The following is a 12,661-nucleotide window of genomic DNA, read 5'->3' as shown; positions in this document are numbered from 1 at the left end:
TCACTTATGAATAAGATTACGGCTATGCTGGTCGATGATGAAGCGCCAATGCGGGCTCATTTGAGACGTCAACTTCAAAAAATTTGGCCTGATTTAATGATTGTGTCTGAAGCTGCTAACAGTTTTATCGCATTCGATGAAGCACAAAGATATGAACCGAATATTATTTTTCTTGACATACGTATGCCTGGAAAAAACGGACTGGAGGCTGCAATGCAATTAGCAGAAAAAGCGTTAATTGTTTTTGTAACAGCTTATGACGAATATGCGATTCAGGCCTTTGAACAAGGTGCATTAGATTATTTGTTAAAACCTATTGATACTGACCGACTACAAAAAACGTGTTTGCGTTTACAACAGAGAATACAAGAAAAAAAATATTCCATTCCTAGTAGTTCATCACCAACGCATTCCAATGCTGCGAGCAAGATTTCGCTACCCAATCAAAGTGAAAAAAATGATCTTGAATCTGAACATATCAAACAAGTTTTGCAACACCTGATACAACACCAAACTTCCCGAAAAGACTATTTACGCTGGATACAAGCAAGTGTGGGTAATAGTTTGCGAATGATTAGTACGAAAGAAATTTTATATTTTAAGTCGGATGAAAAATATACTTTAGTTCAAACAGAACATGCCGAATATTTAATTCGAAAAACATTAAAAGAATTAGAAGATGAATTAGATCCTAGAGAATTTTGGCGTATCCATCGATCAAGTTTGGTAAGAGTTAGTGCAATTGCTGAAATTACTCGAGATATTCGTGGCCGTCATCTATTAGGATTAAAAAATTATTCTGAAAAACTTGAGGTAAGCCGCAATCATACGCATTTATTTCAACAAATGTGAATTATTTAAACTGTTTATTTGGGAGCTTTAAAACGGGGGGCTGTTTCTTTTAATTGAATAAGTTTATATATATGAATAGTAGTAGTTGTTAACGTTGGTAAGTTTTGTGGATAAGCGATATTTACTAATAAAAATCAAGGCTCTAAACAATTCATAAGTCAGTTCAAAATTCTTGTATGACGCTGTAATAGATTTTGAATAAAATTTCTTGTTCTGCTTTTTCAACGTGTTTTGCACAAATTTTGCCGATCTTATCCACAAGTTTATTCACATAAAATTATTTTCATACTTCAACCTTAAGTGTTGTTTGTATCAAATATTTGCTCCTTATTTTCAAAATAGTTTTTCAAAATTCCTACTGTATAGGGAGCAGCAATTTGATTAACAAAACTTTGAAAATCTATAGACGCTGTTTCGTTTGCATTATCAGATATCGTTCGTAAGATTGCGAATTCCAAATCGTGCTCATCACAGACTTGCGCTATCGCGGCTCCTTCCATTTCTAGCGCTAACAGATCAGGCAATTCTTTTTTTAATTGATTTACTATCGCTGCCTCATGAATAAATTGATCACCGCTAGCGACTAGTCCTGAATACATTTCAATTTTCATTAAGTCCCATTCTTTTCGTAGCGACTCGGGAATGTATTTTTGTATATTTTGGACAAATAGCGTTGTCGCTTTTTGCAATTCTAGATGCAAATTTTTATTTACGAAGAATCGTGATTTTCCTGTGAGTGGAATTTCGAAACGAGGAAATAAAGGTGAGGCATTCATATCGTGCTGTAGTAATTCTCTCGCTATCACAATATCCCCGACCTTTAGGGCGGGATCAGCAGCGCCTGCAACACCGCTTAAAATCAATTGGTTGATCTGAAAATGATGAATTAACAGGCTCGTTGTACTGGCGGCAGCGACCTTACCAATTCCTGCTAGAACCATGACGACAGGATGACCCCATAATTGACCTTGAATGAAGCGACGTTTCGCAATTTGATGAACCTGTTTATTTTGAATAAACGATTCTAATCCCTCTTGTTCTTCACGCATTGCAAAGATGAGGCCAGTTGTATTTGGTTTTAAGGAAATGGTCATAAGAGATTTAGAAATGTAGATCGAGAAACAAGCTCTTTGCTTTGTATACATAAGGTATATATATACATAGTAATAGTAGTTAACGATGACTATTTTTGTGGACAAGTCGATTTACTACCATGTAATCAACGGTTTAGAGCAAGGATAAAGACTAGGACAATGCTTGTACAGAAAAAGAATAGTTTCTGCATAAGATTTCGAGTGTGGACAGTGGTAATGGTTTTGCACATTAACTCCTCAAGATATGCAAAGACTTATCCACAGGAAAAAGTGTTTTTTTACCTTTCTATTTTTATCTTAATTTATATTCTCAAGTACAAATAGGCTACCGTATAAGCTACTTCGGTCTTGGTTTTGTAAGTATTGGTTGTACATAGAATCGGTTTTCCACTTCGCTAATGTTGTCTTAAAGACGATTTGTGGAAGCGGGAATTGGGCACCTAAACTACGTATCAAAACCTTCGCCCCATGGCTCGCACAACGATCAATTTCTCGCCATAGATCTTGAATGGCATGAGGATTCAAATAGTCGAGATGGTCTTGAAGTACAAAAGCATCGACAGACTTGTCTTTTTGTTTTTTTAGGAACTGCAGTAAATTTTCTCGATGTGGGTGAATCCTATGCGCATATTGGCGCAGTGCTTGAAATACCGTTTTTTGTAAGTGGAGTGGCAGGCTCTCTTGCTCGTTTGCGAGGTAAGGTTGACCAATGGCCTGTTGTGCGAAGTAATTTTCATGGAAGTTAAAGTCACAAAACAGTCGTCTCAATCTCTTTACCAAAATCTCTGAAAGCGCGTCTTGATTGGCATTTCTGAGTTTTTCGATTTGATTCCGGCTAAAACCGAGTTGTTTTAAAACGAAATCTTGCTGTATTAAGAACAGAAAGAATTTGTTGCGTAATGTTGGGAGAATATGTTGCTCAAATATTTGATTTTGTTCGGTGAGATTGTGTGCTTTGTGTAGTTCATCAAAACGAACCCCGATTTGAATTAGCAGCAAACGAAGAGTGCGTAAGCTTATATTGTTGTATCCATAGTTCTGCAGATTGCCACTGAAGGCATAGTAACGAGGGCGCCCAAGTAGATTCCGTTTTTGCCAGTATTGACTAGCCTGCTCAGATAGATTGGCCCGAATATGACGTTGATATCGTTTCAGATTGTCTTTTTGATGAGGTTTAGCCAAGAAATTGAGCACAGCGTCGTAGTCTGGTAAGTGAATGAAGGCTTTTGCTTTAATTTCCAAAAGCGCTAATTGCGCTGGATTTTCATCTATACAGTGAATTGCTGCTGGTCTTTTACTGAGATACGCTAGCGCATGACATGCACCAGAGGCGATGGTGACGATATTGGCTGCTGGTTGTAAATTCAAAGCAAGTAGATCAATACGACTATCTGCCCAAGTTTGCGATTGAACCAGCCACTGTTTCGACTTTGGTTCGAAAAGACTTTTTGTGTTGAAAAATGTATTTAGTTTTGTTGCCGGTAATTCGGAGCGGGTTTCTTTGAGAGTGAAGAAGGCTTTTGTAGACATGATTAGGTACCGAAAACTAGCCAGAGACGAAAAGACTTTAGGCTGGTCAGGTGACCGGTTCATGACAAAATTTAAGAAGATTCGATTTTTGTTTGAATGGGTGAAGTTTATAGTTGGCCGCAGCTCACAGGGAGTGCTGGCGGCGATAGTTCTGGTTTTTCACCCGCTTTGGGATGTCTGATGCAATAAGTACCATAAGGCGTTTTAATCTTACTAACAGGGCGACCATCGTACGCATATTTTTTTTCTATTTGTACACCATCTCTTTGAATTTGCGCCGCCGCGGCAACAGCGTTGGAGAATTTTTTTAGTGAGTCATGACGATTGTTTGGATCTGGACGGTCGTTTTTTTCTTGTTTTAGAAAATCTTCTTTGAGAATTTGCGTTAAATCTTGGATATTTTTCTCGATAGGTCGAGACTGTGACTGAGTGTTATTTTCTGTCGGTACAAGGTCGAGTTGCGTAGTCACATATTTTTGATTTGAGATTGATTTAGGCTCACTGTCAGTAGGCAGGCTCCTATTTTGAGTTTGTTTTCTAGAGTGTAAATTGTTGTTTAAATTTGATTGGTCAATCTTTTGAATTCGAGTTTCTTGCTTGGTTTTTTTTGCTTGAGTTATGTCGAAGTAGAACAAAACTTTGGCTTTTTTGGTAGGCGAATGATCGACGTAGTGCTTACTTTGCCAAGCTAAAATAATCACCAGATGGGTAAGCAAAACAGAGACAGCAATACCATGTCGGTTTAGACGAGAGTTTTGCTTCACTTTGGTATCGTTTTGTTGCCTTATATGGAAAAAATTAAACAAGACGGATTTGCTCCTAAATTTCTGTCGTGATGACAACAATGATTAACAACGGTGGCCACGTTGTGTTACAGCAATCTGTTCGATTTGAATGAAAGTGATGTTTGATTCCTTGATCGATTTCGTTCGCGTAGATCGCCATTTCAAATTTAATGTTACTTTTTAGAATAATTTAAGAAGAATATATGTAATTTTTCAAGCGTGAAAAGACTTTGTTCTTATTCTCATCCTAATCCAAAGATTAGTTGAACTGCTACCGGGCTTTTCAGTCCTAATGACGAGTCAATATCATGAATTTATGTCCTTGTGAGAATAATAGGCTTGAGCGATACTGCGTGCTTGCTGTACTCGCTTCGTACAGCGTCGACATGAATTTCTAAAAATTATACTGATAAAGAAAGGCAATACGGAGATGGATTTTAGTAACCCTACCAGCATCACCTTCATTATTTATATCCTCGCGATGCTAGGCATCGGTTTCGCCGCCTGGCGTTTTACCAATAATTTATCTGACTATATATTAGGTGGTCGCAGTCTAGGCGCGTTCGTCACTGCGATGAGTGCTGGCGCATCGGACATGAGTGGTTGGTTATTAATGGGTTTGCCCGGCGCTTTGTATTTTTCGGGGGTATCAGAGAGTTGGATTGCAATTGGTTTGACTTTAGGTGCTTGGTTTAACTGGCATTTGGTGGCAGGTCGATTGCGTGTGTACACCGAATTAACGAATAATGCCTTGACCTTACCCGATTATTTCACGCACCGATTTGAAGATACCAGCAAGTTATTACGCATTATTTCGGCGATTGTGATTTTGGTGTTTTTCACGATTTACTGTGCGTCTGGCATGGTGGCGGGTGCTCGTCTGTTCCAAGAAACCTTTGGCATGAGCTATAACGTGTCTTTGTGGGCGGGTGCGGCAGCAACAATTATTTATGTGTTTATCGGTGGTTTCTTAGCGGTGAGTTGGACCGATACGGTGCAAGCGACTTTGATGATTTTTGCTTTGTTATTGGCTCCAATCATGGTGATCATGCATGTGGGTGGTTTTAGTGAAGCGATTACGGTGATTCAAAACATCAATCCTAAATACACCGATCTATTTAACGGCACTTCGTTCATCGGTATTATTTCTTTGTTGGCGTGGGGCTTAGGTTATATGGGACAACCACATATCTTGGCGCGCTTTATGGCAGCGGAAAATTTTGGCACGATTAAGAATGCGCGTCGCATTGGTATGACTTGGATGATTCTGTGTTTACTTGGTGCGATTTCCGTTGGTTTCTTTGGTATCGCTTATTTCGCGATGCATCCAGATCAAGCTGGTGCGGTGACAGCAAATAAGGAAACTGTGTTTATCTCCTTGTCGCAAATTTTGTTTAATCCTTGGATTGCCGGTATTTTGTTGTCAGCGATTTTAGCTGCAGTGATGAGTACCTTGTCATGCCAATTGCTGGTTTGTTCTTCTGCCTTGACCGAAGATTTCTATAAACCTTTCTTCCGTCCAAATGCTTCACAAACTGAATTGGTTTGGTTTGGTCGCATGATGGTTTTGGTGGTGGCGGTGATTGCGATTTCGATTGCGGCTAATCCGACTAGCAGTGTCTTGAGTTTGGTCAGCAATGCTTGGGCTGGATTTGGTGCAGCATTTGGTCCAGTGGTCTTGTTATCCTTGGTTTGGCCCAAGATGAACCGTAATGGTGCATTGGCGGGCATGTTCGTTGGTGCCTTGACGGTATTGGTATGGGGACATTTCAAATGGCTAGGCTTGTATGAATTAGTACCAGGCTTTTTCTTTGGTTGTGTTGCGGTTTGGTTTGGTAGTCAGTTTGGTGCGCCTGCATCGGAAAAAATGATGGCAGCATTCTCAAGCATGCGTGAGCAGATTAGTTAATTTGAGTGGCGTGAATTGAACTGAAAAAGGGCGGTAAAGCACAAGCTTTACCGCCCTTTTTCTTTGAACTTTAAATGCTACTATTTATTTGAAATTACTCCAAATAGAAAGTGATTCAGAGTATTTAAGCTTTCTCCACCACAGCTTTCAAATTCTTCAAACCATCTTCAAAATCAGGCCCCACCATCTTATCCATAAATGGCGCAAATAATTTCATCATGAGATTACCTTCACTACTCCCAATCATTGACCAAGTCACCTTTGTCGTTGAGCCTAGCGGTTCTAATGTCAATGCTCCTGACGAAGGTTTTCCCATCCCTTCAAAATGTAGTTCGTAGTTGATCGCTTGATTGTTTGCGACCCGAAGTATTTTCATCCCACCATTACCTTGGCTTTCACTTTTCCAATCCCAATTGGCTCCTGCACCGGTTTCGGGCCCTGAGAATTTGATTTCCATTTTCGGATCACGTTGATTCCAAACGGACCATTTCTTCCATTCTTTTGGTGCGACTATCAACGGATAAATTTTGTCTGGGGTGGCGTTAATTTCGATACTGCGTATGACGCCATAGTGGTTAGGCATGAGGTAGGCCAAACCAATGATGAGCGCGATGAGGCCAATTAAGCCGATCAGAATTCGTTTTACGATGGTCATGGATTCTCCGAATCTTTATTGTCTAGGATTTATGCAAAGCGGACGCTAGCGTTGTTGGTTCGCCTCGCCAGCGCAATCTTGCGTAAGTCCTGTGGTGATCTAATAGTGAATGATTGTGCTTGAGTCGCTTAGTTTAGAGCAAGCGAGTTACTGCATTTTTCCAGCTTTGTAGTCGACTTGTGGCTTCTGCCCGACTAATCTGTGGCAAAAAGCGCTGTTGCTCTTGCCATAGGGAAGCACATTCTTCGGGCGCACTATAAACTCCTGACTGTAAGCCAGCGAGATAAGCGACGCCCAAGGCCGTGGTTTCGATGATCTTGGGGCGAATTACGGGGATGCCGAGTAGATCTGCTTGAAATTGCAAAAGTGCGTCGTTCGATGCTGCGCCACCGTCAACGCGTAATTCGATAATCGGTACGGGGCTGTCTTTTTGCATCGCCAAGAGTAATTCGGCTGTTTGAAACGCAATGGCTTCAATTGCCGCTCTAGCGATGTGGGCTGCGCTGCTGCCGCGATGTAAGCCCAAGATCGCACCGCGTGCATTGGCATCCCAATACGGTGCACCCAAACCTGCAAACGCGGGAACGAAGACGACGCCGTCACTATCTTCCACACTGGCTGCCAATTCACCTATTGCCGTCGCGCTTGGTGCCAGATGCAATTGGTCACGCAACCATTGCACCACCGCCCCACCGATAAACACACTGCCTTCCAAAGCATATTGCGGGTGTTGATCGGTTTGGCAGGCGCTGGTGCTGATCAAGCCATGTTGTGATTGGCTGCAAAAACCGCTGGTTTGTAAGAGTGTAAAACAACCCGTGCCGTAGGTATTTTTTGCCATGCCCGAGTGAAAGCACGCTTGACCAAAGAGCGCCGATTGTTGATCGCCAGCGATACCGGCAATCGGAATGCTAGCGCCAAACAAATCAGTAGAACCGAAGTCATGGGTGGAAGGATAGACTTCAGGTAACAACTGGCGTGGGATATGGAACAGATCTAAGAGTTCAGCATCCCATTGTTGGGTGTGAATATTCCATAGCATGGTGCGTGAGGCATTGGTGACATCGGTGACATGACGCGTTTGTCCACTGAGTTGATAGGCTAGCCAACTATCCACGGTACCAAAGGCGAGTTCACCGCGTTCTGCGAGCGAACGAGCCTCGGGTACATGGCGTAATATCCAGGCGATTTTGGTAGCGGAGAAATACGGATCAAGCAGTAAGCCGGTTTTTTCTTGTATGGTTTTGCCATAGCCTTGTTGCCGTAAGTCTTCACACCAATCCGCTGTACGGCGATCTTGCCAGACAATCGCGCGGCAAATGGGCTGACCGGTTTTGCGATGCCAAACTACTGTCGTTTCACGTTGATTGGTGATGCCAATCGCCGCGATTTCTTGTGTTTGAATGCCAGATTTATTTAGCACTTGATGCATGGTGGCGAGCTGGCTTTGCCAGATTTCCATCGCATCATGTTCGACCCAACCGGGTAGCGGAAAATGTTGCGTGAACTCTTGTTGCGCTGAGGCGATGAGATTGCCTAGATGATCGAATAGGATAGAGCGTGAACTGGACGTACCTTGATCAAGTGCGAGTAAGTAAGCCATGTTTGCGCTCCTTGTAAGACATATTTTTAATCCACGCTATGCAGATGCTCTAGCTGCTCCAGACTTCATCGCCAAATACATCGACTTGCGTAAGATATAAACGGCAATCAAGTTCGTATTGATGATAATTCGGTTCCATATACGAGCAAAGCTGATAAAAGGCTTTGTCATGGGCTTTTTCTTTTAGGTGCGCCAGTTCATGGACTGCAATCATTTTGAGAAATTCTTCTGGCACCGATTTGAATAAACTGGCGATACGAATTTCATTTTTTGTTTTGAGCTTACTGCCTTGCACACGGGAGACATAGGTGTGTGTACCAAGCGCGTTTTTGATCACGTGAAGTTTATTGTCGTAGACGACTTTACTGATTTGATCGCCATTGCGCAAAGAGGCGCTCTTTAGATCCTGCACGTATTGATACAGTGCTTTGTCGGTGCGTATAGCGTGGGTTTGTGGATATTTCTTGCGTAGGTGCTCTGCAAGTTGATTATTTGCGATTAACTGCCTAACCTGCGCTTGCAAGTGCTCAGGATAGGCAGTTAGGTAAGTCAATTTATTTGTTTCTGAATTCACGTTATTTTTTCGTGGCACTGACTTTTAACAGCTGGACGTCAAAGATCAAATCGGAGTTTGCCGGAATCAAACCATTGCCCACGTCGCGCGCACCATAGGCCAGTGCGGCCGGTATAATCAGCGTACGTTTACCGCCGACTTTCATGCCTTGCACACCAAGGTCCCAACCACGAATCACTTCACCTCCATTGATGGTAAAGCTAAAAGGCTCGCGTTTGACTGAGCTATCAAATTCTTTGCCTTTTTGGCCTTTGGCTTTAGGATCGCGCAACCAGCCGGTGTAATGTACGGTGACCGTGTTACCGCTCTTGGCTTCATCGCCTTTGCCTAACTTACTATCGATTTTTTCGACCTCTGGCATTTTGATCACATCGAGTAATTCGATATCGAAAATTAAATCAGCATCGGGTGGAATCACGCCTTTACCAGCACCGCGTGAACCATAAGCGAGTGTGGAAGGAATCATCAAAGTACGTTTGCCGCCGACCTTCATGCCTGGCACGCCTTGTTCCCAACCTCGAATCACGCGACCTTCGCCGAGATTAAAGCTAAAAGGTGCACGCCCTACCGAGCTATCAAATGACTTGCCACGTTGGTTTTCTGCTTGTGGATCACGCAGCCAGCCGGTGTAATGCACGACCACGGTTTTACCAATCACAGCTTCATTGCCAGTGCCAACTACGGTGTCGATTTTTTCCAAAACGGGAGTTGCGACAGGCGCTGGAATTTCTTGACTGACCGCTGTGTTGCTTGTACCTGTAGCTGCGGCGCTAGCGCTACTTTCTTGCTGCGATTTTTGTTCTACTTTTTGCTCGGTCTTTTGTTCTGTTTTCTGGTCTTGTGCATGGGCAGGAACGAGGCAAACATGCGTAGCGAGGGCGATACTAATCAAGAGTGGAGATTTCATAAGCTTGATGTCCTTTGGGTCTTGTAGATTTATTGTGATTTGGTGAAGGTGCGAATTAAGAGCGTTTTAGTTTGGCTTCAAACGCGATATCCAATTTGCTCGCCTTGCGCGGTGCTTCCTTTTTAAGGTCATTGACGAAGCGAACAAATTCGTCGATCTCTAAGGGTGCACAGAGTTTTTCTTGGGTATCTGGATCATGACCGAGGACCAGATAAAAATGTCCGTTAGCCGTGGTGACCATCGAGTAGGGCGCGTTGTTGCTGCGCTGTTGCAGTCGCAGAACGGCATTACTAGCTTTGGTAGAACGAGCCATGAAAACTTTCAAGTGAAAAGAAGCGAGAAGGATCAGAATTTGCGTCGCAAACTGGTATCGCCACGCTGCAACATGATAATCTAGACGCTTGCTTTAGAGAATAGCAGAAGGGTAATCATGTCACGCATTTCACATTACATCAATGGCGCTGTGTTTGTTGCGCCAGATGCGCGCCGTCAAGCGGTGTTTAATCCGGCCAGCGGTTTAGAAATCGCGCAAGTCGAAATGGCCGATCAGTCTTTAGTGGATCAGGCGGTTGCTACAGCGAAAGCGGCTTGGCCTGGGTGGTCAGAAACTGCGCCTTTACGTCGAGCACGGGTGATGTTTAAGTTCAAAGAGTTATTGGAACAAAATCAGCAAAAGTTAGCCGCGATTATTACGCGGGAGCATGGCAAAATTTTTTCTGATGCAATGGGTGAAGTGACCCGCGGTATTGAAGTCGTGGAGTTTGCTTGCGGCTTGCCGCAACTGTTAAAAACCCAATTTTCCGACAATATCGGCGGCGGTATCGATAACTGGAATATTCGGCAATCCTTAGGTGTCACGGTTGGCATTACTCCATTTAATTTTCCTTTTATGGTACCGATGTGGATGGCGCCACTCGCCATGGCTTGTGGCAATACTTTCATACTGAAGCCGTCTGAGCGTGATCCGTCTGCATCGTTATTGATCGCCGATTTGCTGCAACAAGCGGGATTGCCGGATGGTGTTTTCAACGTGGTGCAAGGAGATAAAGTCGCGGTTGACGCCCTGCTTGCGCACCCCGATGTAGCGGCTATATCGTTTGTGGGATCGACTCCAATTGCCCAGTACATTCATAGCGAAGGCAGTCGTTTAGGTAAACGTGTACAGGCCTTAGGTGGCGCAAAAAATCATTTGGTGGTGATGCCCGATGCCAATTTGGATCAAGCTGTTGATGCGTTGATTGGCGCTGCCTATGGTTCGGCGGGTGAGCGTTGTATGGCAATCTCGGTCGCTGTCGCGGTCGGTGAAATCGCCGACGCATTGGTGGCGAAATTGACGCCGCGTGTACAGGCTTTGAAAGTTGGCGATGGTATGGCACAAGAGGTTGAAATGGGACCCGTGATTAGCGCTGTGCATAAAGCGAAGATCGAGAGTTTGATTGCGAGCGGTGTTGAGCAAGGCGCGCAATTGGTTGTCGATGGTCGTGGCCTACAAGTTGCTGGTCATGAGCAAGGCTATTTTATTGGTGGGTCTTTATTCGATCACGTGCAAGAGGGTATGCGAATACATAGTGAAGAAATTTTTGGCCCAGTTTTATGCGTGGTTCGTGTTCCAGATTTCAGTGCCGCACTGGATTTGATTAATCGTCATGAGTTTGGTAACGGGGTGTCCTTGTTCACAGCGGATGGCAACACAGCGCGAGAATTTTCACGTCAAGTGCAGGTCGGTATGGTCGGGATTAACGTACCGATTCCTGTACCGATGGCATGGCACTCATTTGGCGGCTGGAAGCGTTCTTTGTTTGGGGATATGCATGCCTATGGCGAAGAGGGAATTCGTTTCTATACGCGCTATAAATCGATTATGCAGCGTTGGCCAGATAGCATTGTGAAGGGAGCGGAGTTCACAATGCCGGTGGCGAAGTAAGGTCTCTTTTTTCGCGTTTGATGCGAGAGAAATTGGTGAAAAAATTCTCTCGCAAATAGTGGTGATAACTCAAAAGAAATTGAAGCTTAACAAGCACGAACATTACCGGGTTCGACGTCTAACATGCGGGTGATTTTCAAATAGTTTTGTATGCGCATTTGTTGCTGTTTATAGCCGATATTGTCACTAGGCTTGGAGCATTCCAAATCACCATTGATACTTCTGACCGTTTCGCCGAAGCCTAGATTGCGTTTCATTGCAACGTGACTAGGTAGGGGGCCGGAACCTTTAATTTCCATCCAATACCAAAGGGCAGTTTTCCAAGCAACTGCAGGGACTCGCGCAACCATGTCGGGATCATTCAGCAAGTCCAAACCGAGTGCTTTCCCTGCCAATGCGTAGTTGAAGTTCCAGCTCAGTTGGATGGGGCCTCGTCCATAGTACTGTTTGCCTTTCGCGCAGGGGACTGCTGTTTCGTTGCAGTACTTATCGTGTGCCGTGGTATCGACTTCGGTAATTGCTTTGAGTTCGTGTGACTCGTGCATGATATTCGCAAGGAAGGCAGCGACTTCCTGCTTGTTCTCAGTATTGCTTCCGAAATTCCCAAATTCAGGATAGGCACGAATCGCTTCGATTAGACCGGCATAGGTATAAAAAGGAATACGATTTGGGAAAAGTTGTTCAAATTGCGCTTCGCTGATCATGAAGCCTAAAGAGGATGGTTTGAGTGCAGATGGTGCCAGATTTTCTTGTGGATGGGTCTTGCAAGCATTGAGCCCAGTTAATGTAAGTAGGATAGCAAGATAGGCAATTTTTCTCATGTTTTTC

At 43.7% G+C, this 12,661-nt stretch carries 12 protein-coding genes; 3 read left to right on the top strand and 9 right to left on the bottom strand.

Annotated elements, in window-relative coordinates:
* Nucleotides 1-6 precede the first annotated feature (6 nt).
* Nucleotides 7-852: a LytR/AlgR family response regulator transcription factor gene (locus KDM90_RS11415; RefSeq protein ID WP_212675727.1), complete on the top strand. Its 846-nt coding sequence runs from the start codon at nt 7-9 to the stop codon at nt 850-852.
* Nucleotides 853-1,148: 296 nt separating this feature from the next.
* Here KDM90_RS11415 and KDM90_RS11410 read toward each other — a convergent pair whose 3' ends face one another.
* The 3 genes from KDM90_RS11410 to KDM90_RS11400 all read right to left on the bottom strand — a co-directional run bounded on the left by KDM90_RS11410 (nt 1,149) and on the right by KDM90_RS11400 (nt 4,282).
* On the bottom strand, nt 1,149-2,051 hold the full coding sequence (locus KDM90_RS11410) for a 5'-methylthioadenosine/adenosylhomocysteine nucleosidase (protein ID WP_212675726.1): 903 nt from the start codon (nt 2,049-2,051) through the stop codon (nt 1,149-1,151).
* A 192-nt stretch (nt 2,052-2,243) separates the two neighbouring features.
* Entirely contained in the window at nt 2,244-3,476 is a 1,233-nt protein-coding gene (locus KDM90_RS11405; protein ID WP_212675725.1) for a DUF3419 family protein, read from the bottom strand.
* 107 nt (nt 3,477-3,583) lie between these two features.
* Entirely contained in the window at nt 3,584-4,282 is a 699-nt protein-coding gene (locus KDM90_RS11400; RefSeq protein WP_212675724.1) for a hypothetical protein, read from the bottom strand.
* 409 nt (nt 4,283-4,691) lie between these two features.
* Between KDM90_RS11400 and putP the strand changes: the two genes are divergently transcribed.
* On the top strand, nt 4,692-6,170 hold the full coding sequence (gene putP / locus KDM90_RS11395) for a sodium/proline symporter PutP (protein ID WP_212675723.1): 1,479 nt from the start codon (nt 4,692-4,694) through the stop codon (nt 6,168-6,170).
* Nucleotides 6,171-6,294: 124 nt separating this feature from the next.
* On the opposite strand, the gene KDM90_RS11390 is transcribed toward putP, so the two are convergent.
* The 5 genes from KDM90_RS11390 to KDM90_RS11370 all read right to left on the bottom strand — a co-directional run bounded on the left by KDM90_RS11390 (nt 6,295) and on the right by KDM90_RS11370 (nt 10,222).
* Nucleotides 6,295-6,825 carry an SRPBCC family protein gene (locus KDM90_RS11390; RefSeq protein WP_212675722.1) on the bottom strand — a complete coding sequence of 177 codons (531 nt, stop codon included), beginning with the start codon at nt 6,823-6,825 and terminating at the stop codon, nt 6,295-6,297.
* A 133-nt stretch (nt 6,826-6,958) separates the two neighbouring features.
* Nucleotides 6,959-8,428 carry a glycerol kinase GlpK gene (glpK, locus tag KDM90_RS11385; RefSeq protein ID WP_212675721.1) on the bottom strand — a complete coding sequence of 490 codons (1,470 nt, stop codon included), beginning with the start codon at nt 8,426-8,428 and terminating at the stop codon, nt 6,959-6,961.
* Nucleotides 8,429-8,477: 49 nt separating this feature from the next.
* The gene (locus tag KDM90_RS11380) at nt 8,478-9,002 is read right to left on the bottom strand and encodes a YgjP-like metallopeptidase domain-containing protein (protein WP_212675720.1); all 525 of its coding nucleotides are present in this window, start codon (nt 9,000-9,002) and stop codon (nt 8,478-8,480) included.
* 1 nt (nt 9,003) lies between these two features.
* The gene (locus KDM90_RS18335; RefSeq protein WP_212675719.1) at nt 9,004-9,909 is read right to left on the bottom strand and encodes an FKBP-type peptidyl-prolyl cis-trans isomerase; all 906 of its coding nucleotides are present in this window, start codon (nt 9,907-9,909) and stop codon (nt 9,004-9,006) included.
* Between the two features lie 55 nt (nt 9,910-9,964).
* Nucleotides 9,965-10,222: a hypothetical protein gene (locus tag KDM90_RS11370; protein ID WP_212675718.1), complete on the bottom strand. Its 258-nt coding sequence runs from the start codon at nt 10,220-10,222 to the stop codon at nt 9,965-9,967.
* A 117-nt stretch (nt 10,223-10,339) separates the two neighbouring features.
* Between KDM90_RS11370 and KDM90_RS11365 the strand changes: the two genes are divergently transcribed.
* The gene (locus KDM90_RS11365) at nt 10,340-11,833 is read left to right on the top strand and encodes a CoA-acylating methylmalonate-semialdehyde dehydrogenase (RefSeq protein ID WP_212675717.1); all 1,494 of its coding nucleotides are present in this window, start codon (nt 10,340-10,342) and stop codon (nt 11,831-11,833) included.
* A gap of 86 nt (nt 11,834-11,919) precedes the next feature.
* Here the strand turns inward: KDM90_RS11365 and KDM90_RS11360 are convergent, their stop codons facing one another.
* Complete coding sequence (locus KDM90_RS11360) at nt 11,920-12,654, bottom strand: chitinase (RefSeq protein ID WP_212675716.1); 735 nt, start codon at nt 12,652-12,654, stop codon at nt 11,920-11,922.
* Between the last annotated feature and the right edge of the window lie 7 nt (nt 12,655-12,661).

This window comes from Affinundibacterium fentianense (assembly GCF_018139545.1).
In the GTDB taxonomy this organism is placed as follows: domain Bacteria; phylum Pseudomonadota; class Gammaproteobacteria; order Burkholderiales; family Burkholderiaceae_D; genus Undibacterium; species Undibacterium fentianense.
This window is presented reverse-complemented; position numbering and strand designations above follow the sequence as displayed.

Excerpts from the sequence above, each read along its gene's own strand:
- KDM90_RS11415 (WP_212675727.1), top strand. The coding sequence starts at position 7 with ATGAATAAGATTACGGCTATGCTGGTCGATGATGAAGCGCCAATGCGG.
- KDM90_RS11405 (WP_212675725.1), bottom strand. The coding sequence starts at position 3,476 with ATGTCTACAAAAGCCTTCTTCACTCTCAAAGAAACCCGCTCCGAATTA.
- putP (WP_212675723.1), top strand. The coding sequence starts at position 4,692 with ATGGATTTTAGTAACCCTACCAGCATCACCTTCATTATTTATATCCTC.
- KDM90_RS11390 (WP_212675722.1), bottom strand. The coding sequence starts at position 6,825 with ATGACCATCGTAAAACGAATTCTGATCGGCTTAATTGGCCTCATCGCG.
- glpK (WP_212675721.1), bottom strand. The coding sequence starts at position 8,428 with ATGGCTTACTTACTCGCACTTGATCAAGGTACGTCCAGTTCACGCTCT.
- KDM90_RS18335 (WP_212675719.1), bottom strand. The coding sequence starts at position 9,909 with ATGAAATCTCCACTCTTGATTAGTATCGCCCTCGCTACGCATGTTTGC.
- KDM90_RS11370 (WP_212675718.1), bottom strand. The coding sequence starts at position 10,222 with ATGGCTCGTTCTACCAAAGCTAGTAATGCCGTTCTGCGACTGCAACAG.
- KDM90_RS11365 (WP_212675717.1), top strand. The coding sequence starts at position 10,340 with ATGTCACGCATTTCACATTACATCAATGGCGCTGTGTTTGTTGCGCCA.
- KDM90_RS11360 (WP_212675716.1), bottom strand. The coding sequence starts at position 12,654 with ATGAGAAAAATTGCCTATCTTGCTATCCTACTTACATTAACTGGGCTC.